General features: G+C 69.9%; 24 protein-coding genes and 1 pseudogene. 8 read left to right on the top strand and 17 right to left on the bottom strand.

The annotated features are described in order from the left end of the window. Positions 1 to 198 precede the first annotated feature (198 nt). From D5S19_RS19835 to D5S19_RS19865, 7 genes are all read right to left on the bottom strand, one after another. Positions 199 to 948, bottom strand: a complete 750-nt coding sequence (locus D5S19_RS19835) for a phosphoglyceromutase (RefSeq protein WP_120024846.1) — start codon at positions 946 to 948, stop codon at positions 199 to 201. A gap of 426 nt (positions 949 to 1,374) precedes the next feature. Further along, positions 1,375 to 2,232, bottom strand: a complete 858-nt coding sequence (locus D5S19_RS19840) for a DUF4349 domain-containing protein (RefSeq protein ID WP_120024847.1) — start codon at positions 2,230 to 2,232, stop codon at positions 1,375 to 1,377. A 65-nt stretch (positions 2,233 to 2,297) separates the two neighbouring features. After that, positions 2,298 to 2,810, bottom strand: coding sequence for a type III secretion system chaperone family protein (locus tag D5S19_RS19845; protein WP_120024848.1), 513 nt, complete (start codon positions 2,808 to 2,810; stop codon positions 2,298 to 2,300). Further along, positions 2,807 to 4,111: a D-inositol-3-phosphate glycosyltransferase gene (mshA, locus tag D5S19_RS19850; RefSeq protein ID WP_199730590.1), complete on the bottom strand. Its 1,305-nt coding sequence runs from the start codon at positions 4,109 to 4,111 to the stop codon at positions 2,807 to 2,809. The genes D5S19_RS19845 and mshA overlap by 4 nt, the downstream gene beginning before the upstream one ends. A gap of 6 nt (positions 4,112 to 4,117) precedes the next feature. Then, the gene (locus tag D5S19_RS19855; RefSeq protein ID WP_120024849.1) at positions 4,118 to 4,948 is read right to left on the bottom strand and encodes an alpha/beta fold hydrolase; all 831 of its coding nucleotides are present in this window, start codon (positions 4,946 to 4,948) and stop codon (positions 4,118 to 4,120) included. 22 nt (positions 4,949 to 4,970) lie between these two features. Further along, positions 4,971 to 6,143 carry a L,D-transpeptidase gene (locus D5S19_RS19860; protein ID WP_120024850.1) on the bottom strand — a complete coding sequence of 391 codons (1,173 nt, stop codon included), beginning with the start codon at positions 6,141 to 6,143 and terminating at the stop codon, positions 4,971 to 4,973. A gap of 155 nt (positions 6,144 to 6,298) precedes the next feature. Then, entirely contained in the window at positions 6,299 to 7,342 is a 1,044-nt protein-coding gene (locus D5S19_RS19865) for a UDP-N-acetylmuramate dehydrogenase (protein ID WP_120024851.1), read from the bottom strand. 64 nt (positions 7,343 to 7,406) lie between these two features. Here D5S19_RS19865 and D5S19_RS19870 point away from each other — a divergent pair, with 64 nt between their 5' ends. The 5 genes and pseudogenes from D5S19_RS19870 (at position 7,407) to purU (ending at position 11,068) form a co-directional block, all read left to right on the top strand. Continuing rightward, positions 7,407 to 7,907 (top strand): DUF2505 domain-containing protein, encoded by a 501-nt coding sequence (locus D5S19_RS19870; protein WP_120024852.1) that lies wholly within the window; start codon positions 7,407 to 7,409, stop codon positions 7,905 to 7,907. A 65-nt stretch (positions 7,908 to 7,972) separates the two neighbouring features. Further along, positions 7,973 to 8,791, top strand: a complete 819-nt coding sequence (locus tag D5S19_RS19875; protein WP_120024853.1) for a class I SAM-dependent methyltransferase — start codon at positions 7,973 to 7,975, stop codon at positions 8,789 to 8,791. Between the two features lie 70 nt (positions 8,792 to 8,861). After that, complete coding sequence (locus D5S19_RS19880) at positions 8,862 to 9,659, top strand: DedA family protein (RefSeq protein WP_233574042.1); 798 nt, start codon at positions 8,862 to 8,864, stop codon at positions 9,657 to 9,659. Beyond that, positions 9,565 to 10,170: pseudogene (locus tag D5S19_RS19885) on the top strand (maleylpyruvate isomerase family mycothiol-dependent enzyme); the annotation flags it as partial. The gene D5S19_RS19880 and the pseudogene D5S19_RS19885, both read left to right, overlap by 95 nt. A gap of 10 nt (positions 10,171 to 10,180) precedes the next feature. Then, positions 10,181 to 11,068, top strand: coding sequence for a formyltetrahydrofolate deformylase (purU, locus tag D5S19_RS19890; RefSeq protein WP_120024855.1), 888 nt, complete (start codon positions 10,181 to 10,183; stop codon positions 11,066 to 11,068). Positions 11,069 to 11,143: 75 nt separating this feature from the next. Here purU and D5S19_RS19895 read toward each other — a convergent pair whose 3' ends face one another. The 6 genes from D5S19_RS19895 to D5S19_RS19920 all read right to left on the bottom strand — a co-directional run bounded on the left by D5S19_RS19895 (position 11,144) and on the right by D5S19_RS19920 (position 15,106). Beyond that, positions 11,144 to 12,154, bottom strand: coding sequence for an NADP-dependent oxidoreductase (locus tag D5S19_RS19895; protein ID WP_120024856.1), 1,011 nt, complete (start codon positions 12,152 to 12,154; stop codon positions 11,144 to 11,146). Positions 12,155 to 12,268: 114 nt separating this feature from the next. Further along, positions 12,269 to 12,703, bottom strand: coding sequence for an SRPBCC family protein (locus D5S19_RS19900; protein ID WP_120024857.1), 435 nt, complete (start codon positions 12,701 to 12,703; stop codon positions 12,269 to 12,271). 136 nt (positions 12,704 to 12,839) lie between these two features. Then, on the bottom strand, positions 12,840 to 13,385 hold the full coding sequence (locus D5S19_RS19905; RefSeq protein ID WP_120024858.1) for a YbaK/EbsC family protein: 546 nt from the start codon (positions 13,383 to 13,385) through the stop codon (positions 12,840 to 12,842). Between the two features lie 43 nt (positions 13,386 to 13,428). Further along, entirely contained in the window at positions 13,429 to 13,722 is a 294-nt protein-coding gene (locus D5S19_RS19910; RefSeq protein WP_120024859.1) for a DUF2516 family protein, read from the bottom strand. Positions 13,723 to 14,009: 287 nt separating this feature from the next. Next, a complete protein-coding gene (locus D5S19_RS19915) occupies positions 14,010 to 14,672 on the bottom strand; it encodes a coiled-coil domain-containing protein (RefSeq protein WP_120024860.1) in 663 nt (220 codons plus the stop codon). After that, positions 14,669 to 15,106, bottom strand: coding sequence for a helix-turn-helix domain-containing protein (locus D5S19_RS19920; RefSeq protein ID WP_199730591.1), 438 nt, complete (start codon positions 15,104 to 15,106; stop codon positions 14,669 to 14,671). Before D5S19_RS19920 ends, D5S19_RS19915 begins: the two co-directional genes overlap by 4 nt. A gap of 109 nt (positions 15,107 to 15,215) precedes the next feature. Between D5S19_RS19920 and D5S19_RS19925 the strand changes: the two genes are divergently transcribed. Continuing rightward, positions 15,216 to 16,343: a methyltransferase domain-containing protein gene (locus tag D5S19_RS19925; protein ID WP_120024861.1), complete on the top strand. Its 1,128-nt coding sequence runs from the start codon at positions 15,216 to 15,218 to the stop codon at positions 16,341 to 16,343. 31 nt (positions 16,344 to 16,374) lie between these two features. Here D5S19_RS19925 and D5S19_RS19930 read toward each other — a convergent pair whose 3' ends face one another. From D5S19_RS19930 to D5S19_RS19940, 3 genes are read right to left on the bottom strand one after another with little or no spacing between them, the layout of a single operon-like run. Continuing rightward, the gene (locus D5S19_RS19930; RefSeq protein WP_120024888.1) at positions 16,375 to 16,989 is read right to left on the bottom strand and encodes a nucleoside kinase; all 615 of its coding nucleotides are present in this window, start codon (positions 16,987 to 16,989) and stop codon (positions 16,375 to 16,377) included. 19 nt (positions 16,990 to 17,008) lie between these two features. After that, the gene (locus tag D5S19_RS19935) at positions 17,009 to 17,395 is read right to left on the bottom strand and encodes a TFIIB-type zinc ribbon-containing protein (RefSeq protein WP_120024862.1); all 387 of its coding nucleotides are present in this window, start codon (positions 17,393 to 17,395) and stop codon (positions 17,009 to 17,011) included. Between the two features lie 32 nt (positions 17,396 to 17,427). Then, positions 17,428 to 17,796 carry a VOC family protein gene (locus D5S19_RS19940; RefSeq protein ID WP_120024863.1) on the bottom strand — a complete coding sequence of 123 codons (369 nt, stop codon included), beginning with the start codon at positions 17,794 to 17,796 and terminating at the stop codon, positions 17,428 to 17,430. 86 nt (positions 17,797 to 17,882) lie between these two features. On the opposite strand from D5S19_RS19940, the gene D5S19_RS19945 reads away from it, so the two are divergent. After that, on the top strand, positions 17,883 to 18,350 hold the full coding sequence (locus D5S19_RS19945; RefSeq protein WP_120024864.1) for a CGNR zinc finger domain-containing protein: 468 nt from the start codon (positions 17,883 to 17,885) through the stop codon (positions 18,348 to 18,350). A 288-nt stretch (positions 18,351 to 18,638) separates the two neighbouring features. Here D5S19_RS19945 and D5S19_RS19950 read toward each other — a convergent pair whose 3' ends face one another. Beyond that, complete coding sequence (locus D5S19_RS19950) at positions 18,639 to 19,937, bottom strand: DUF445 domain-containing protein (RefSeq protein WP_120024865.1); 1,299 nt, start codon at positions 19,935 to 19,937, stop codon at positions 18,639 to 18,641. Positions 19,938 to 19,966: 29 nt separating this feature from the next. On the opposite strand from D5S19_RS19950, the gene D5S19_RS19955 reads away from it, so the two are divergent. Continuing rightward, positions 19,967 to 21,133 carry a pyridoxal phosphate-dependent aminotransferase gene (locus D5S19_RS19955; protein WP_120024889.1) on the top strand — a complete coding sequence of 389 codons (1,167 nt, stop codon included), beginning with the start codon at positions 19,967 to 19,969 and terminating at the stop codon, positions 21,131 to 21,133. Positions 21,134 to 21,346 lie beyond the last annotated feature (213 nt).

Here is a 21,346-nt window from a genome sequence, read left to right on the forward strand (position 1 = left end):
GGGGACCCGGCAGTGGGCGATGCGGAGGTGTGTGCGACCACCTCGTGGCGTGCGCCGGACCGGTTTCGGGTCTGTGAAGGGACCCTTCACAGACTCAGAGTCCGTGAAGGGTCCCTTCACAGACCTCCACACCGACTTTGCCGGAACCCTGGACTCAAAGGCTGTGAAGGGTCCCTTCACAGCTTTCGGGTGTGGCGGTCAGCGGCCCTGGTTCGCGACGGCGGCGGCGGCTTCCTTCGCCGCCTCGGGGTCGAGGTACTCGCCGCCCGTCTTGACCGGCTTCAGCTCGGTGGTCAGGTCGTAGCGCAGCGGGATGCCGGTCGGGATGTTGAGGCCGGCGATGTCGTCGTCGGAGATCCCGTCCAGGTGCTTGACCAGCGCGCGCAGCGAGTTGCCGTGCGCGGCGACCAGCACCGTGCGCCCGGCGCGCAGGTCCGGCACGATCGCCGATTCCCAGTACGGCAGCAGCCGCGCGACGACGTCCTTGAGGCATTCGGTGCGCGGGGCCTCGTCACCGAGGTCGGCGTAGCGCGGGTCGCCGGCCTGGCTGTACTCGTCGGCCGGGTCGATCGGCGGCGGCGGGGTGTCGTAGGAACGGCGCCAGAGCATGAACTGCTCTTCGCCGAACTCGTCGAGGGTCTGCTTCTTGTTCTTGCCCTGCAGCGCCCCGTAGTGCCGCTCGTTGAGCCGCCAGTCGCGCTTGACCGGGATCCAATGCCGGTCGGCGGCGTCGAGGGCCAGGTTCGCCGTGCCGATCGCCCGGCGCAGCAGGGAGGTGTGCACCACGTCCGGCAGCAGCCCGGCCTCGGCCAGCAGCTGCCCGCCCTGGCGGGCCTCCCGCTCCCCAGTCTCCGAAAGAGGTACGTCCACCCAGCCGGTGAACAGGTTTTCCGCGTTCCACGTGCTCTGCCCGTGTCGCAGCAGCACCAACGTCCCGAGTTCGGCCATGGGCACAGCCTGCCAGAACGGACCACCGCGCCGGCCGGGAGTCCCGCGTTGAACGGTGTTCTACGGAGAGTGCGTTACCGGACAGTAACGCTGTCACTCGAACAACAGGTGGGCTGCCAACAAGCAGGTCAGCAAGGGCAATGCATTGCGTACCGTTATCGTCGTCGCAAGAATTCACCCGAACGGTCTAACGAGTAGTCTTGTGATTACCGGTGGACATCTGACAGGTTTGGCATGTCCCGCACAGCCGGATCCACGCACTCCCCGGCGTGCGGGCCGTGATCGCGGCTCGTCTCCCCCTGCCGAGCCGCGGCCCGCCGGCCCCGTTGGCATCCCCCTCGTCACCGGGTCCACTTTTGGCGGGAACTTCAGCGGGGCGGCTCGAGATCGCGACTCCCCCTCCCTCGAGCCGTCCCGCCACCGCCCTCACTCGGCGGGCGTCTCCGCCACACGCACCCGTCGCCGGCGGCGCAGCCACCACAGCAGCGCGCCCGCCGGGATCCCGAGCACCACGGCGAACGGCACCACCGCGCCGAGCACCCGTAGCACGGCGCCGCCGAAGACCAGGAACCCGCGCCAGCCCGCGCCGAGGCCTCCGAGAAAACCGCCGGATTCATCGGCGGCCTGCGGCGCCGCGGTTCCGGTCACCGACAGCGCGACGGTGGCCATCGCGACCGTCCCGGCGAGCGAGTCCTGCTGGCGCTCAAGCGACTCCAGCTCGGCCTCCCGGCTGGTCAGCTCGCTCTCCACGGACGCGATCTCGGACACCGACGAGGCCTTCGCCAGCAACGCCCTGATCCGGTCCACGCTCGCCCGCTGCGTGGCCAGCCGGGCCGCCACGTCGACCACCTGCCCGGTCACGTCCCGGGTGCTCAGCTCGCGCCGGGTGACCTCGCCGAGGCCGGCGAGCCGGTCCAGCACCGGGTCGAGCTTTTCGGCAGGCACGGACAAGCTCACCGTGGCGGAATCGGTCGTACTGGTCTCCTGCCCCGGGTACCCGCCGACATCGGCTGCGATGGCCCGGGCGCGGGCCACGACGTCGGCGACCGTCCGCGTCGTCACGTCCAGCCGGGCGCTCCGGGCCAGCTTGCGGTCCGTCGTCGAGGGACTGACCTGCGCCGGAGCGGCTTTCGGCCCCGGTACGGCCTCCTGCTTCGGCGCCGCACCGGCGTTCGCCGCCATCCCCGCCTGCGCCGGAGTGGCCGTCTCCTGCGTGCCACTGCAGCCGCTGAGCACCAGCACCAGCCCGCCACCGGCGAGCAGGGATCTCCATCGGGTTCGCATCCGTCTCTCCCTCCAGTTCGTGGCGGAGAGACGGCACGGCGGTCAGAACCGTTGCACGGCGGCGGTCACGACTCGGTCAGCCCCGGCTCGTGCGGCCGGGCGGGCTCGACCAGGTGCTTGAACGCCTGGAGGTTGGCCAGCGATTCACCACGGGACACCCGCCAGTCCCACTCACGCCTGATCGAGGTGCCGAACCCGATTTCCAGCAGGGTGTTGAAGTCGCCGTCGGCGGTCTCCAGCACCTGGCCGAGGATCTTGTCCAGCTCCGCGGCGGTGATCGTCTCCCTGCCGAACCGGCCGACCAGGTAGATGTCCCCGACACTGTCCACTGTGTAGTGCACGCCGTAGAGCCGGGCGTTGCGCTGCAACAGAAACCGGTAGACGTCCTCGTGCCGCTCATCGGGACGGCGGCAGACGAACGCCTCCACCGAGAACGCGTGGTCCCCGTCCACCAGCCAGCAGTTGGTCTGGAGTTTCCTGGTCCCGGGCAGGGTGACGAAGTAGCGGCCCGCACCGCGCCGGTCGTACTTCAGTCCCGCTTCGTCCAAAGTGGACTTGAGTACCGCGTCGAGACTCACACCGCCACCTCCGCCCGGTTCTCCAGCGCCCGGCGGAACGCCAGGCTCGCCTGAGCGTAGATCCCGGTCAGCGAGTCGGTGGTCCGCCGCCAGGAGAACCGCTGCGCGTGCGGCACCGCGTTGGCCGCCAGCTCGGCCCGCCGGTCCGGGCGCAGCGCGACCGCGGCGAGCGCGTCCGCCCAGTCCGCAGCGCGGTGCGAAGGCACCAGCAGCCCGGACACCCCGTGCGGCACCGCGACCGGCAGCCCGCCGACCTCGGCGGCCACCACCGGGGTCCCGCAAGCCTGCGCCTCCAGCGCGACCAGGCCGAACGACTCGTTGTAGCTGGGCACGGCGACCACATCGGCCGCGCAGAACACGGTGCGCAGCTTCGCCCCCGGCTGCGGGGGCAGGAACCGCACCTGCCCGGCGATACCCAGCGTCGCCGCCAGCTCCCGCAATGCCTGCGGCTGCTCCAGCCCCGTCCCGGACGGACCGCCGACGATCAGCACCACCAGCCGCCGCGTCAGTTCCGGCTGCCGACGAAGCAGCTCGGCCGCGGCGTGCAGCAGCACGTCCGGCGCTTTGAGCGGCTGGATTCGCCCGGCGAAAGCGAGCACCACCGCGTCCTCGGGCAGGCCGAGCGCACGCCGGGCCTCCGGCTGCGAACCGGGTGTGAACCGTTCGAGGTCCACGCCCGGCGGCACGGCGTGTACCGCGTCCGGCGCCGCGCCGTAGAGCTCCACCAGCTGCCGGGCCTCCACCTGGGTGTTCGCCACCAGGCAGTCGGCCTCCGCGACCACCTGCTCCTCGCCCATCACGCGGGTGCGCGGCTCCGGCTTGTCCCCCGCGGCCAGCAGCGAGTTCTTCACCTTGGCCAGGGTATGCGCGGTGTGCACGAGCGGGACCCCCCAGCGGTCCCTGGCCAGCCAGCCGACCTGCCCGGAAAGCCAGTAGTGCGAGTGGATCAGGTCGTAGTAGCCGGGTTCGTGGAACGCCTCGGCACGCAGGACCCCGGAGGTGAACGCGCACAGCTGGGCGGGCAGCTCGTCGCGCGCGAGCGGTTCGAACGGACCGGCCTGCACATGCCGCACGGTGACCCCCGGCGACAGCTCGGCCAGCGGCGGCTGCTCCGAGGACGTTGCGCGGGTGAACACCTCCACCTCGACCCCGCGGCGCGCCATCTCCTGCGCGGTCTGGCTGATGTACACGTTCATCCCGCCCGCGTCGCCGGTGCCCGGCTGTTCGAGTGGTGAGGTGTGCACGGACAGCACGGCGATCCGGCGCGGCGCGGCCCGGAACCCGTTGAGGGAGCTGGTCACCTGTATCTACTCCTGCTCTTCGGCCGTATTCCCGGAGAACTGCCGCAGCAGAGCGGTGAACTCACCCGGCTCCTCGACGAACGGCAGATGCCCCGCGTCAACGAACCAACGCAGAACCGCCCCCGGAATCTTCCCGGCGGAGTACTCCGCGGCGGCCGGATCCACCACCTGGTCCGCCGTACCGTGCACGACCAGCACCGGCACGTCCACCGCGGCCAGCACTTCGGCGCTGCCGACGTCCCGGCGGAACAGCGCGCCCCGCACCGCGGGCGGCACCGAGAGCGAGCGCCCGAGCATGGCCTGCGCGTACGCCCCGGGCACTCGCGCGCTCGCCTGCGCGCGGGCGAACTCGACCAGCGCCGGAATCGCGACCTCGGCGTCGTCGGACAGCGCGGCGGGCAAAGCGGCCCGCATCACCGGCCCGGTCCGGCCGCCCTCGCGGCCCCGGCCGATCTCGGTGACCGCGCCGACGAGCACGATCCCGGACAGCCGTGCGGTGCCGTGCACCCGGAGGTAGTCCGTGATCACCAGGCCGCCGTAGGACCAGCCGACCAGGATCGCGTCCGGGCCGGCGAAGTCCAGCACCGCGGCGAGATCGCCGGCCCACTGCCGCGGATCGTCGTACCCGGCGGCGGGCACGCCGGACGCGCCGTGCCCGCGCAGGTCCATCGCGACCAGCCGGAACCGGCCGGACAGCGCCGGATCGGCCAGCTGCGCGGACCAGGCGTCCGCCGACTGCGCCCAGCCGTGCACGAAGACGATCGGACGGGAGTTCTCGGCACCCTCGACCCGCAGTGCGATGCGCACTCCGCCGGGGCCGGCGACTTCGGTGTTCACGGTGCTACTTCGTAGCAGACGCTCACTTCAGCGCGGAAAGGGTCTTCCAGGTAGGCCAGTCGTAGAACCAGTCCTTGACATCCGAACCGGTCGGGCTCTTCTGCTGCGCACCGGTGATTTCCACCGGGTCGCCGACCATCGCCGAGTCGTAGTAGTCCTTGGCGTCCACCTCGAGCAGGTTGACACAGCCGTGCGAGTTGTTGACCTTGCCGATCGCGGCCGCATTGTCCTGGTTCTCGTGGATGAACTCGCCGTGGTTGGAGATCCGGCAGGCCCATTTCTTGTTCACGTTGGTGTAGCCGTAGCGGGCGTTGTCGAAGACCGCGTGCTCCTGCTTCGACATCACGATGTACGTGCCGTTCGGGGTGTTGCGGTCCACCTCGGCGTCCAGCCCGTTGGAGCAGGGGTAGCTCTTGACCTCCGAGCCGCCGCGGAAGACCTTCATCGAGTGGTCCGGCGTGTGCACCTTGACCACCTGGTTGCGGCCGATGGCGAACTTCGTGGTGACATCGGACTTGCCGTAGGTACCTTCGCCCAGCTCAAGGCCGTAGAGATTCGCCTCGACCTCCACCGAGGTGTTCTCCGGCCAGTACTCCTTCGGCCGCCAGTCGACCTGCGTGGCCGAAATCCAGCCCCAGGCGCCCTCGACGTCGGTCTTGACCTTCAACGCCTTCTCGACCGCGGCGCGGTCCTTCGGCGGGCTGTCGAACTTCACGCTGATCGGCATCCCGACGCCGACCTTCGCGTTGTCGGCCGGGTTCAGCGTGGCGCGCACCTGCTTGGCCGGGCTGATCGTGGCGAACGAACCGGACAGCTCGGCTGGGCGCTGGTCGGAGCCGAGCGCCTTGGCCGCGTAGGTGTAGGTCTTGCCGTAGCCGAGTGGCTCGGAACTGGTCCACGACAGGCCGTCGGCGGCGAGGTCGCCCTTCAGCTCGGCGCCACTGGAGCTGGTGACCTTCACCTCGGTCAGCTTGCCCTCGGCGACCTTGACCACCACCGGATCGCGGACCCCCGCGTCCTTCGCGGCCACGGCCGGGGTGGCCGTGATCTTCGCCACGGGCTCGACCGCCTTGCCCCCGTCATCGCTGCTGCCCTGGGGCAGCGCGGTGCCGTCGTTACTGGTCGAACACGCGGCCGCGAGCGCTGCCGCACCTGCGGCGACCGCGGCCTTGAACACCGTACGGCGCTCGATCACCGTCTACCTCCTGTTGTCCCCCCGCACCTGCTCCCCGTCCACCCGGGGTGCGCCACATGATCAGCGTCGGCGAGCACTCTCGACGCTACCTGTTCCGCGGTGCTCTCTCTCCGTACGGAGGACGTTTCACCCGCTCGTCCGGTTGCCGTAGCGGCTCAAAGTGCGCAGCCGATGAGCAGCGGCTCCGGATGCAGGCGCACACCGAAGCGGGCTTCGACGCCGTCCCGGACCTCGCCCGCCAGCGCGAGCAGGTCCGCCGTGCTGGCGCCGCCGCGGTTCGTCAGCGCGAGAGTGTGCTTGGTGGACAAGGAAACCCGGCCGCCCGGCCCGGGGTACCCCTTGCCGAAACCGGCCCGCTCGATGAGCCACGCGGCGGACAGCTTCACCCCCGCCTCGGCCGGGAACCGCGGTGGTTCGCCGGCGGCTTCCGTGATCCGCGCCACGGTCTCCGGGGCTTCGCCGGACGGAACGATCGGATTGGTGAAGAACGAACCGGCGCTCCACGTGTCGTGGTCGGCCGGGTCCAGCACCATGCCCTTGCCGCGGCGCAGGCCGAGCACGGCCTCCCGGGCTTGCGCGGTGGGGACTTTCGCGCCGGTTTCGGTACCCAGCGTGCGCGCCAGCTCGGCGTACCGCACCGGCGCGGACTGTCCTGAACGATCGATCCGGAACCGCACGCTCAGCACCACGCCGCGATCAGTGCCCTTGAGGACACTGGTGCGATAACCGAAGCCGAGTTCCTCGGCCGGCACTGTGCGGATCTCGCCTGCTTTCCGGTCGTAAAGCCGCACGGAGACGAGAGAATCGGCCACTTCGCAGCCGTACGCGCCGACGTTCTGGATCGGCGTGGCCCCGACCGAACCGGGGATGCCGGACAGGCATTCGAGCCCACCGAGCCCCGCGTCGACCAGTTCGGCGACGAACGCGTCCCACTCATGCCCGGCGACCACTTCGACGACGTCGCCATCGCGGGTCCAGCCCGTGGACGCGATCCGCACCAGCGTGCCGTCGAACCCCTCGTCGGCCACGACCAGGTTCGAGCCGCCGCCGAGCAGCAACACCGGTTCCCCGGCTTCGTCCGCCGCCCGGACGGCGGCGACCAGGTCGGCGGCCGTGTCCGTGTGGACGAAACGGCGCGCCGGTCCCCCCAGCCGCAAGGTCGTGCAGTCGGCGAGGCGCGGCCCAACTGTGGTGTTCACGGCTGTTAACGGTACTGGCCTCGACTTGGCCCCTTACCGCGTGCGCCCGGTACTGTCACCGCCCATGGGTTCCCGGATCGAGCACCGCGGCGAGTTCTCCGGCACGCTCGCGGAGGTCTTCCTCGCAGTGTCCGGCGAGGAAGCCGTACGAGCACGCCTGTCCGCCCTCGGCGGCGATAACGGCAAGCTCCTGTCGTACACCGGCGAAGGCGACTCGGTGCGCTACGAGCTGGAGCACGGCATCAACGCCGCCCGCCTGCCGCAAGCGGTGCGTGCCCTGATCAAGGGCGACATCATCGTCCGCCGCACCCAGACCTGGCAGCGCTCCGGCGAGAGCTACACCGGCCGGACCGACGTCTCCGTCGGCGGCGTCCCCGGCGAGATCGGTGCGCAGACCTCGCTCGCCCCGTCCGCGGAAAAAGTGATCTTCCGCACGTCCGGCGAGGTTGTGGTCCGGATTCCGCTGTTCGGCGGCCGGATCGAGGAGTTCGTCTCCGAGCAGGTGACGAGCCTGCTTCGCCGCGAGGACGAGTTCACCGCGCAGTGGCTGGCCGACCACCGCTGACTCCGGTGGCCGCCCGTCCCCCGTCCACTCCGGGAAAAGGCACCCCGCCCGCTTCGGCGACCGGCGTGCCAGCCACCCGCACTGCCCCGAAAGGCGGCCGTTCGGCTCCGGTCGGGGCGCCGACCCGGGGGACCACCAATCCCAACCGGCTGCGGCGGGTGGATCGGTGGCTGGTCGCCGATCCCGCGGTCACCCGGCTGCTTCGGCGGAGCGAGCGTCCCCTTGTCGTCGATCTCGGCTACGGCGCGTCGCCGGTCACGACCGTGGAGCTGGCCCGGTGGCTGGCGCGGGTCCGCGCGGACGTGCGGGTGCTCGGGCTCGAACTGGATCCCGAACGGGTCGCGCGGGGCCGGCAGGCGGCGGATCCACCTCGGCTGGACTTCCGCCGTGGCGGGTTCGAACTCGCCGGAACGCGGCCGGTGCTGGTGCGCGCGTTCAACGTGCTCCGCCAGTACGACGAACACGAGGTGACCGGTGCGTGGCGGCTGATGCTCGACGCGATGCCCTCCGGCGGGATGCTGGTCGAGGGCACCTGCGACGAGATCGGCAGGCTCGCCACCTGGGTCACCGTGACCGCCGGCGGACCGGTCTCGCTCACCCTCTCGGTCCGCCTCGCCGAACTCGACCATCCGTCCACAGTGGCCGAACGACTGCCGAAGATCCTCATCCACCGCAACGTTCCGGGCGAACGCGTACACACGCTGCTGACCACTTTGGACGAATGCTGGGCGGCGGCCGCGCCGCACCGATCGTTCGGTGTGCGCGCCCGCTGGCGCACCGCGGTCGCGCTGCTGGCCGGCCGCGGCTGGCCGGTGCTCGGCCGCCAGGACCGGCACCGGCTCGGGGAGCTGACCGTTCCGTGGGAGAGCGTCGCGCCCGGCTGACCCCCACCTGTTCACCGGCCACACCCCGCGGGGTCACCCAGTGGCGACCTTCAGTGATCAAGCTGAGCGGGTGGAACTGCTGGAAGAGGTCACCGAGCTGCTCCGAGGGGCGCTGGGGTCGCCGTGGCTGTGGCTGCTCGTGTTCGCCGTCTCCGCGCTGGACGCGTTGCTGCCGTTCATGCCGAGCGAGACGACCGTGGTGACCGTCGCCGTCCTCCTCGGTCCCGACCCCGGCCGCCTGGCCCTCCTGGTGCTGGCCGCGGCGACCGGTGCGTGGGCCGGCGACTGCCTCGGCTACACCGTCGGCCGCGCGGCCGGACCACGAGCGCTCGCACGACTGGAGCGAGGACCATCCGGACGACAGCGGCACGAGTGGGCACGCACGCAAGTACTCAGACGAGCGCCGCTGCTGATCATCGCCGCGCGTTACCTCCCGGGTGGCCGCGTCGCGAGCGCACTGGCGACCGGCAGTCTCGGTTACCCCTTCCGACGCTTCGTGCCACTGGACGCCCTCGGCGCCACACTATGGGCGATCTACAGCACCCTGATCGGCCTAGCCGGTGGCGCAGCGTTCGCCGACCAGCCGGTGTACGGCCTGCTGCTCTCCTTCGCCCTCGCCTTGCTGCTGGTTGCCCTCATCGAGTTCGGCAGACGTCTCGGCGCCCGCCACCTAACATCGCGGCATGGACACCCCGCGGCTGCTGGAAGCGATCGACATCCACGCGGACCGGCTGAAGGCGGCCGCGCTGACGACCGGTCCGCGGGCCCCGGTCCCGAACTGTCCTCAATGGACGATGAAGGATCTGGTCGTCCACCTGAACGGACTGTTCTCCTACGTCACCGCGATGATCGCCGGCGACGGCGCTGACCGGCCCGCGAGCACCGACGGGGGCTGGCCGGACCTGCTCGGCCACTGGGACGGCGGCCGGCTCGCCGCCCGCGAAGCACTCCGGCGGCCCGCGGATCACCCGACCAGATCCCCGTTCCCGCAAGGCACCTTCACCGTCGGCGACTGGACCCGGCGGATGGCCCACGAACTCGCCATCCACCGGCTCGACGCGGAGGGCGCGCTGCCCGTTCCCCCGGACACCCGCTTCGCCCCGGAATTCGCCGAGGACGGGATCGACGAGTATCTCGCCTTCCTGCTCCCCCGCCGGGCCCCGTCCGGAACCCGGGATGGGGTCATCGAGGTCCATGGCGGCACCCGAGCCTGGACCCTCGTGCTGCGGCACGGGGAGCGCCCGGCGCTGGGCGAAGGCAGCCCCGACGTGATCTTGAGCGGGCCGGCCGACGACGTCTACCGCGCGCTCTGGGGCCGCCCGCACGCCGCCGCGACGACCGGCGATCCCGCTGTTCTCGACCTCCTCAAGACACCCTGACCAGCCGGCAATGGATACTGGCCGGGTGCCTGACCCACAGCGCTACGTACTCACCTTCGGCTGCCCCGACCGCACCGGGATCATCGCGCGCATCTCGGGTTTCCTCGCCGAACACGGCGGGACGATCGTCGAAGCGGCCTACCACACCGATCCGGACACCGGCTGGTTCTTCACCCGCCAGGTCGTCCGCGCCGACTCGCTGCCCTTCGACGTCGACGGCCTGCGTGACCGGTTCGCCGCCGTGGCCGGGGAGCTGTCGGCGGAGTCGAACTGGCAGGTGTTCGACACCGGGAGGCGCCCACGCGTGGTGATTCTCGTGTCGAAGGCCGGGCATTGCCTGTACGACCTGCTCGGCCGGGTCGCCTCCGGCGAGCTGGACGTGGAAATCGCCGCAGTGATCGGCAACCACGCCACGCTCGGGGGCATCACCCGCGCGCACGGCATCCCGTTCCACCACGTGCCGTTCCCGGCCGGCGACCCGGCGGGCAAAGCGGACGCGTTCGCCGAGATCCGCAAGCTGGTCGACGCGCACACCCCGGACGCGATCGTGCTGGCGCGCTTCATGCAGGTGCTGCCGCCCGAGCTGTGCGCGGCGTGGGCCGGTCGCGCGCTGAACATCCACCACAGCTTCCTGCCGTCGTTCGTCGGCGCGAAGCCGTACCACCAGGCACACGCCCGCGGCGTCAAGCTGATCGGCGCGACCTGCCACTACGTCACCGCCGACCTGGACGCGGGCCCGATCGTGGAGCAGGACGTGATCCGCGTCGGCCACGACGATTCGGTGGACGACATGGTCCGCAAGGGCCGGGACGTCGAGAAGGTCGCCCTCGCCCGGGGCCTGCGCTGGCATCTCGAAGGCCGCGTGCTCGTCCACGGCAACCGCACCGTCGTCTTCTAGACGGATTCAAAGGCTGTGAAGGGTCCCTTCACAGCCCTTGCGTCCGTGAAGGGTCCCTTCACAGCCTTTGAATCTTTAGAGGCGCACCAGCATCTTGCCGGTGTTGGCTCCGCTGAGCAGCCCGAGGAACGCATCAGGCGCATTGCGGATACCGTCCACAAAGGTCTCGGAGTACTTGATCTCGCCGGAAGCGACGAGCGGCGCCAGCTCGGTCAGGAACTGTTCCCGCATACCCCACTGGTCCGACACGAGCATGCCGCGCATGGTGATCCGCTGCACGACGAGCTGCAGGAGGTTGCGCGGACCGGGTGCCGGCTCGGTGTCGTTGTACAGCGAGATCATCCCGCACAGCGCGATCCGGCCGTGCAGGTTCATCGACGCGATGGCGGCTTCCAGATGCTCCCCGCCGACGTTGTCGAAGTAGACGTCGATGCCCTCGGGCGCGGCGGCGGCCAGCTGGCCGGCGACCGGACCGTCCTTGTAGTTGAAGGCCGCGTCGAAGCCGAGATCCTCGGTCAGACAACGCACCTTCTCCGCGGAACCGGCGCTGCCGATCACCCGCTTGGCACCCTTGAGCCGGGCCAGCTGCCCCACCAGCGAGCCGACCGCACCGGCCGCTCCGGACACGAACACCGTGTCCCCCGCCGTGAACTCCGCGCTCACCAGCAGGCCGGTATACGCGGTGAGGCCCGGCATGCCGAGCACGCCGAGGTAGGTGGACAGCTGCGCCACCAAACCGTCCACTTTGGCCACCTGGTTGGCATCGAGTACCGCGTGCGTACGCCAGCCCAGGTTGTGCAGCACGTGCTCACCGGGCGCGAATTCGTCCACAGTGGATTCCACGACCTCGCCGACCGCGCCACCGTGCATCGGCTCGCCCACCTCGAACGGCGGCGCGTAGGACTTCACGTCGTTCATCCGCCCGCGCATGGCCGGGTCCACGCTCATCACCAGGTTGCGTACCAGCAGCTGCCCCGGACCGGGCACCGGCACGTCGGTGTCGACGATGTCGAAGTTCTCCGGCGTGGGAACCCCGTGCGGACGAGCGGCGAGCCGGATCTCGGTCGCCTTGGTCGATGCGGTCACTGTGCCGACTCCGTTTCTGCAACTGGACTCGAACCGGGCGCGTGCCCCGTATCACCCGGCTTCAACGACCAGACCGGGGCAAACGTTCCGCTTGCCCCGGCGGCGTGACTGGCGCTACACGATCTCCGCGAGCTTGCCGAGCACACCGTCGTAGATCCGCTTCAGCCCACCGGGGGCGAAGGTCTTCTCGAAGAAGCCGCCGACGCCACTCGCGCCGTCCCAGCTGGTCTCGATGCGCACCAGGGAACCGGCACCGGCCTCCGCGACCGTCCAGGTGGTGACCATGCTGGAGTTCGCGTCGGTCTCCACCAACGTGCCCGGCTTGGGCTCGGTCACCGTCGCCGCGACGTCGCGTACGCGCTTCGAGGTGGCCTGCAGCTTCCAACCGGCCTTCGTACCCGCTCCGACGCCACCTTCGGTGACCTCGTAGTCGCGGTAGTGCTCAGTGAGCAGCTTCGGCCGGGTCTCGACGTAGTCGGCGACCAGCTCGCGCACCCTCTCCACCGGCGCGTCGATCATGCGCTCCGCGGTGGCCGTGACCTTTCCCATCTCGTCCCTCTGCTCTCTTCGTTTTCCCGCCGAGCCCACCTTCGCACACCCGGCCGGAAACGGGCCGCACGGCGTCCGCCACGAACGGGCTCCGGAGAAACCATCTTGCGCACCAACGACATCCGGGGAACGAGAGCTACCGGGCCAGGCCCTCGATGACCTCGGCGTTCGGCAGCCCGGCGAGCGCGGCACCGGAGATCAACAGCTTGCTGCCCCGGATCCCGCTGCCGATGACGAGTTCCGGCTGGTCGGCCACGGCCTGGTCGACCAGGATCGGCCACGGTCCGGGCAGCCCGACCGGGGTGATGCCGCCGTACTCCATCCCGGTGAGCGCCACCGCCTCGTCCATTGGCGCGAACGACGCCTTGCGCACGTCGAGCCGGCGTTTGATCACGCCGTTGACGTCCGCCCGGGTGGTCGCGAGCACGAGCGCCGCAGCGAAGCGCACCTCACCGGCCCGCTTGCCGGAGACGATGACGCAGTTGGCCGAAGCGGACAGCGGCGACCCGTACGCCGCGCAGAACTCGGCGGTGTCCGCCAGCCCGGGATCGATCTCGGCGACCCCCACCTCGTCCGGGGCGGCCAGCGCGGCGAGCGCCTTCGCGACAGGTTCGGCGAGCAGTTCGGTACGCGTGGGCGCGGGAACGACGGTGAGGCTCCCGGCGATGTTCCAGGTCGTCATCCGACCGAATCTAAACCGCGGGCCGCACACGGCCGCACGGCGGTCACCAGTTGCGCCGGCCCCGCTGCACTTCGATCAGCCGCGGCCGCACGTCGACCAGGTAGACGAGTACCGCGGCCATCGCGGGCACCCAGAAGATCAGCCCCGGCCCCTGCACCTGGAACAGGGCCAGCGCCAGGGTGGCACCGCCGGTGATCAACATCCAGATCGGCTTGGTCTTGCGGTCGGCCGCCGAGTACGCGTCGGCACGCTGCAACACCGCGTGAACGAAGGCGAAAAGCCCGACCACGATGCTGCCCCAGTAGATGACCCTGAGGATCCAGTCGGCAACCAGCACGGATCCAGCTTACGGCAACCCGCGCGCGAAACCGGACCCCCCGGCGGCCCGGAACCGATCCCGGATTGCCCCGCCTGTGACCGGCATCACCGGAAAATCCGACCACCGGCCCGCCCGGGCACTTGCCACGAATCGGGCGAACACGGCAGGGCCCGGACCACGAAGCGGCTCGCCTTCTTTCCGAAGTCCGTGAAGGGTCCCTTCACGGACTCAGAGTCCGTGAAGGGACCCTTCACAGCCTTGCCCCGGGGCCGCCGGGAGCCGCCAGGGCGGCGGGCGCGGCGGGTTTACTTTTCGGGCTTTGGGGTGGTCGGCTTCTTCGCGTTGGTCGTGGTGCGGCGGGCCGGCGCGGCGGTCTTCGGCGCGGTGCGGTTGGCCGTCTTGCGGGCCACCGAGCGGGTCTCGTGGGCAAGGTCGTCGCCCAGCTCCTCTACCGCGTCCGCGGTCTCGCCGGCGACCTCGGTCACCTTGCGGGCAGCCTGCTCACCGACCGAGCGGGTGCGCTTGGTGACCTTCGCCAGCACGTCTTCGACGCGCTCGCGGGTCTCGCCGGCCAGGCCGTCGACCCGGTCCTGCGCGGCGCTGAGGGCCTCCTCCAGCTGCTCGAGGGCCTTCTTCACCTGTGGCTGCGCGGCGATCTTGTCCCAGGCCTGCTCACCGGACTCGGCCAGCTTGTTGTACAGCTTCAGCGCGGCCTCGGTGTACTCGTCGATGGCTTTGCGCAGCTCGGCCGGGTCGAGCTTCTCGCGGATGCTCCCGACCTCGCCAGGCAGCTCCTCGATGCCCTTGCGCGCGGAATTGACGTTCGCACGAGCCTTCGCGACGGCGTCGGTCACGGCCTGGCCGGCCAGATTGCCCGCACCGAGCGCGGCCAGCAGCGGGGTGCGGACCTGGTCGATCGCGGTGCTGACGACCTTGCGGACGTCCTCGGTGGTCTTGGGGGTGGTCATGGCGACTCCTCAGAGATAGTGGTGGTCTTCGCCGCGTCGGCGGCGGGGGAAGCGGTTCCGGCGGCGTTCTCCCGCCGGAAGGACTCGTAGACGTCGAGCAGGACCTGCTTCTGCCGCTCGGTCAGCTCGGTGTCGGCGCGGATCGCGTCGCCGACCGGTCCGCCCGTCGGCAGGTCGAGGATCCCCGCTTGCACGTAGAGCGCCTCGGCCGAAATACGCAGGCCCTTGGCGATCTGCTGCAGGATCTCGGCGCTGGGCTTGCGCACCCCGCGCTCGATCTGGCTCAGGTACGGATTGGACACTCCGGCGAGCTTCGACAACTGGCGCAACGAGATCTTCGCCGAACTGCGCTGCTGCCGGATGTACTCGCCGATGCCGGAAGCGAAGTCCGCGACCTTCTCGATCGGCCGGTGTGCGCCACCGGGTTCGGTCATCCGGTCACCTCCTCTGGCCATACCGACGGTACGCGGCAGCGCTAGCTATTGCAAGCACTCTGCTTGCACCATCGGGTGTGCTATCGCTCACCCGGCTACCGTGGGGGGCATGGGTGCACAACGGCTCCGCAGGCGCCTGACCCGGCAGCTCGTCGCGGAAGGCGTCCTCCACGAGAAACGCTGGATCGACGCCTTCGCCGCGGTGCCCCGGCACGTGTTCCTCCCCCGGTTCTTCGTGCCGGAGAATGGCACCTGGAGTGCGGTCGAGCGCGCCGATCCGGGCTGGCTGGAACGCGTCTACTCCCGTGACGTGCTGGTCACGCAACTCGACGACACGCCGGCTAAGTGGTTGCAGGCTAGGGAATTCGGCCCGGTCACCGGGGTGCCGACCAGTTCGTCGAGTATGCCCGGGATCATGGCGATCATGCTTGAGGAACTCCTCGTGCGCGACGGCGACCGGGTGCTCGAAATCGGCACCGGGACCGGGTACAACGCCGGTTTGCTCAGCCACCGCTGCGGTTCCGGCCAAGTATCCACAGTGGACATCGATGCGGACCTGGTCGACGCGGCCCGCGAACGTCTCGCCGAATGCGGTTACGCACCGGCCTGTGCCGCGGGCGACGGCGCGCTCGGTTTTCCCGCCGGAATCGTTTTCGACCGCATCCTCTGCACCGCTGCAGTGTCCACGATTCCCTTGGCGTGGCTGGAACAGACCGTGCCCGGCGGCCACATCGTGACGACCTTGAACCGGCCGCTGGGCGGTGGCCTGGTCCGCCTCACCGTCGGCCCCGACGCCACCGCGGAAGGCCGCGTCTGCGCCCGCGACGGCCGTTTCATGCCGCTACGCGCGCACCGGCTGCCACCACCAATAGAACTCCCGGAGCCCACGAGCTGGCGCCCGACGAGGCTGACCATGGCGACGCTCGTGAAACCCCACCGGCGCTTCGAGTTCTTCGCCTCACTGGAGCTTCCCGGAGCGCACCCGCTCCGGCTCCCCGGCGATGGCTTCGCCCTCGCCCACCCGGACGGGTCCTGGGCCCGCACCCGCAACGTGGACTCCGGAACGGAAGTCGCCCAAGGCGGCCCACGCGCGCTCTGGGATCTGGCCGAACGGGCTTACGCCCGTTGGGAAACGCTGGGCAAGCCGGACCGCTCCCGCTTCGGCCTCACCGTGCACCAGGACCGGCAGACCTGGTGGCTGGACCAGCCGGAAAGCGCACTGAACTGGCCACTGTAGACTTCTCCGCCCCGACGCACTGACCGGCGACTCACACCGGCAGGTTGACTCGGACCCATTTCTCCACGGCGGCCACGACGTCACCCACCGGTGCCGCGGTCGTGTCGATGAAGTCGACCTGCCCGCGTATCCACTGATTGAACTCCAGCATTTCCTCGATCCGCGGCTCGTCCCATTCACGCCAAGCGGGGCGGGCGCGGAGTCTGCCGCGGAGGATCTCGTCGTCGGCAACCAGGGCGAGGTAGTGCACGTCGGAGAAGAAAGCCCGTTCCGGCAACGGTTCCAGTTCGGGCGGCGCCACGGTGCCGCACAGGACGACCGGAAAACCGTTCTGGTGCAGCATCGCCGCCATTCGCAGCCAGGTGGCGCGGAATACCGGGTGTCCCGGGTTTTCTTCTTGGAGTGCGCCGGTCCACAGCAGATCCTGTTCCAGGACCAGTGCGTCCCCGGCCAACCGCTGTGCCAGCAGCGGCCCGATCGTGGATTTCCCGGCACCACTCGGCCCGGTCAGCGCGAAGAGCGGGAGCTTGCGCAGCGGCCAGCGGTGCCCGCACGATCCACAACGCACCGTCGTCCCTTCAACCTGGGGACAACTCGCCCGCTCTCCACAGGCCGGGCACACCCGCAGGTCGAGTGCGACCGGCAGCGATCCACCTGTGGACAACTCAGTCGAACAGGTTCTCGAGGAAACTGCGCTTGCGACGCCCGCCGTACGCACGCGGCGAGTCCGCGTACCCGCGATGGCCGCCGTACGGACGCGGTGAATCCGCGTAACCGCCCGAGCGATATGGACGCGGCGAATCGGGACGGCCTCCGCCGTACGGACGTGGCGAGTCGGCGTAACCACGCGGGGCGCCGTACAGACCGCCACCCCGGGGACGCTCGCCGTCATACGGCGGCGGCTGGTGCCCGTAGAACGAGTTCTCCGCGCCCACGATCCGTTCCAGCTCACCGTGGTCCAGGAAGATCCCGCGGCAACCCTCACACCGCTCGAGGTGGACGCCCGCCTTGTCGACGGTCTGCATCATATGCTGACACTTCGGACAAATCACGCAACCAGCCTACGCGGAATCGCCGCCGATCGTCAGCAGGCGCACAGACAGAACGGGTGACCAGCGGGATCGGCATAGACGCGGAACGTCTCCGGCGAGTCGTCGAGAAGCTTCGCGCCCAGCCCGAGGACCCGCTCGTGCGCGGCTTCAAGATCGGTGACTTCAAGGTCGAGATGCGCCTGCTGCGGCTTCTCCGCCGAGGGCCACTCCGGCGCGCGATAGTCCGGCACCCACAGGAATTCCAGCCGGGGGCCGCCGGTCGGGTTGTCCAGCGTGGCCCACTGCCCGTCGTTGCGGATGGTGGGCTCACCCCAATCAAGGATCCGCTGGTAGAAGCCGGCGAGCGCCACCGGGTCGGGGCAGTCGATCGCCACACAGCCGAACGTCGGAATCGCACCCATGCCTGCCCCTTCGCCGAGTAACCAGTGAAGGAATTATGGAAGTTAGCCAGCCAGGTCGCAACGGGTTTCGCCCGTACACTGAGCGGGTGCACACCGATGCTTGCCTGGTGGTCGCCTTCCTCAACACGGTCGACTTCGAGCGGGGAGACGATCTGCTGGACGATCCGGGGCTCTGGCGCCGCTGGGCCGAGGACCACGACCTGACACCGAACGACCCGGCCGAGGCGCGCGCCGCGCGGGACAGCCTGCGCGCCGCGATCGGCGATCCGCGGCTGTCCGTGCGGCCGCTCGAGGTGCCGCTTCGCTTCGCCATGACCGCGGCCGGACCGGTCCTGATCACCCCGGACGCGGTCACCGCGGTGCTGGCCGCCGCCACCCGGCTCACCATCCGCGAGGACTGGGTCCGGCTCAAGATCTGTCCCGCCGGCGATTGCCTCTGGGCCTTCTACGACGAATCCCGCAACCGCTCCCGCACCTGGTGCTCGATGCGGGTGTGCGGCAACCGCGAAAAGGCCCGGTCCTGGCGGGCACGCACCGCTACTGTGCACAACTGAGCACCTGTGGACTACCTGCCCACAGCCCCAACATGTGCACGCGCCCCCGCGCCGGGATCCCCACACCTTGTGGATAGTGACTAGGCCAACACCGTGAATTCCTGTGGATAACCCGGGGGATAACTCAGCTTCCTGTGGACAACTTGATTCGACGCTCGGCGAGTGTGGTAGTAGCGCGGATCGCGCCGGACCGAACGCGCTGCGTACCCGGGCTGCGGAGGGTTACCAGCCGCGAGCGCCGCCGGGCGCGCGCAGATACCCGTGCGAACCCACCGCCGCCCCGGGAACCTAGAACAGCAGCTGCGCCACCGTGTAGATCACCAGACCCGCCAGCGCACCGACCACGGTGCCGTTGATGCGGATGAACTGGAGGTCCCGGCCGACCTGGAGTTCGATCTTGCGGGAGGTCTCCTCGGCGTCCCAGCGTTCCACGGTGTCGGTGATGATCGTGGTGATCTCGCGCGAGTAGTTGGTCACCAGGTAGGCTGCGGCGCCTTCGACCCAGCCGTCCACCTTCGCGGTGAGGGACTCCTCGGTGACCAGGCGTTCGCCGAGGGACCCCAGGCTGGTCCGGACCCGCACGCGCAGCTCGCTCGACGGGTCCTCGGCGGCGTTGAGCAGCATCTCCTTGGCCGTCGCCCAGGCGGAGCCGATCAGCTTCTGCACCTCCGCGTGATGCACGATCTGGCTCTTGACCAGCTCGGCCCGTTCCATGGTCTGCGGATCGGTCTGCAGGTCCTGGGCGAACTCGCCGAGGAACTTGTCCAGCGCGAGGCGCATCGGGTGGTTGACGTCGGTCTTCACCGCCCAGGCGAACGACAGGACCTCGCCGTACACCTTGTCCGCGAGCATCTCGTCGACGAACTTCGGCGACCAGCTGGGCGCGCGGTCGGACACCACGCGCAGCATCGCCTGATGGTTGTCGCGGACCCACTCGTAGGCGCGGTCGCACATCAGGTCGACCAGCTTGTGGTGCGCACCGTCCTCGAACACCCCGGCCAGGATCTTGCCCAGCGGCGGCCCCCACGGCCGGTCGATGATGCGTTTGACCACGGCTTGTTCCATGATCGCCTGCACGTCCTCGTCGCGCAGCACGGTGACCGCGCCGCGGACCACGGTGGCCAGCTCGGAGGTGACCCGCTCGGCGTTCTCCGGCTGCCGCAGCCACCCGCCGAGCCGCCGGGCGATGCCGATCCGGCGCAGCTTGTCGCGGATCACGTCCTCGGCCAGGAAGTTCGAGCCGACGAAGTCGCCGAGGCTGCTGCCGAGCTGGTCCTTCTTGTTCGGGATGATCGCCGTGTGCGGGATGCGCAGGCCCAGCGGATGCCGGAACAGCGCGGTGACCGCGAACCAGTCCGCGAGCGCGCCGACCATGCCCGCCTCGGCGGCCGCGCGCACGTACCCGACCCAGCCCGGCCAGCCTGCCGCTTCCGCCCAGCTCGTGAGCAGGAAGACCACCGTCGCGCCGAGCAGGAAGCCCAGCGCGACCAGCTTCATCTTGCGCAGCCCGCGCCGTTTGCCCTCTTCGGCGACCGCGCCGCCGGGCGGGTCGGCGGGCGTGACCTTCTGCGGGGTGAGTTGCTCCACACCCCCATTGTCCGTGAGGATGCGTGGTCGTGCGTGAACCAGTTCTCGTCCCCCGCCTCCGTCCGTTCACCTCGACCGTCTTCGCGGAGATGACCGCGCTCGCCGTAAGGCACGACGCGGTGAACCTCGGCCAGGGCTTTCCGGACACCGACGGACCGGCCGGGATGCTCGAACAGGCGAAGGACTCCCTGTTCGGGGGCGATAACCAGTACCCGCCCGGCCCGGGACGCCCGGAGCTGCGCGCGGCGATCGCCCGGCACCGGCAGCGCTACGGCACCTCCTACGATCCGGACACCGAGGTGCTGGTCACAGCCGGTGCGACGGAGGCCATCGCGGCCGCTCTGCTCGCGCTCACCGAGGCCGGCGACGAGGTGATCGTGGTCGAGCCGTACTACGACTCGTACGCCGCGGCCGTCGCGATGGCCGGCGCGCAGCGGCGCGTGATCGGCCTGACCGAGGCCGGCGACGGACGGCTCGAACTGGACCTGGACGCCTTCCGCGCCGCGATCACGCCCCGCACCCGCGCGGTGCTGCTGAACTCACCGCACAACCCGACCGGCACAGTGTTCTCCCGCGAGCAGCTGACCGAGGTCGCGCGGCTGTGCGTCGAGCACGACCTCATCGCGATCACCGACGAGGTCTACGAGCACCTCGTCTTCGACGGCAGCGAGCACGTGCCCCTCGCGACGCTGCCCGGGATGCGAACCCGGACCGTGGCCATTTCCAGCGCGGGCAAGACGTTCAACTGCACCGGCTGGAAAATCGGCTGGGTCTGCGCGAGCCCGGAGCTGGTCGCGGCGGTGAAGGCGGCCAAGCAATTCATCACGTTCGTTTCCGGCGGGCCGCTACAGCCGGCCGTCGCATACGCTTTGGAACACGAACTGGACTGGGTCGAGGGCCTCCGGCGGGACCTGCAGGAGAAGCGCGACCGGCTGTCCGCCGGGCTCGCCGATGCCGGTTTCGACGTACGGCCAAGTTTCGGTACCTATTTCGTCACAGCCGACGTACGCCCGCTCGGTTTCTCCGACGCCGCGGAACTGGCCTGGGCGCTGCCCGAACGTGTCGGTGTCGCGGCGGTTCCGGTGCAAGTCTTCACAGATCACCCGGACGAGTGGAAATACCTCTTGAGGTTCGCGTTCTGTAAACAAAATGAGGTCATTGACGAGGCAGTCGGGCGACTGCGAAAACTGGGCTGAGCCCCGCTTTCCGGGCACACCGGACAGTTCCGGATTACCCCTTGCACCCCGAGTGGCCTGCGCAGGAAACCTCCGGCCGGCAGCTGGACGAACGGCCCAACCGGCCGCTCGGATGGCCGCCGACCCCGGAGGGAGGAACCACTCTCAGTGATCATCTTCGGCAGGCCGGACACCAGAGGCGGTAGGACGGTTCCGCCTTACGGGGTGGATCGC

Origin of the sequence: Amycolatopsis panacis (genome assembly GCF_003600245.1) — a bacterium.
GTDB classification, from domain to species: domain Bacteria; phylum Actinomycetota; class Actinomycetes; order Mycobacteriales; family Pseudonocardiaceae; genus Amycolatopsis; species Amycolatopsis sulphurea.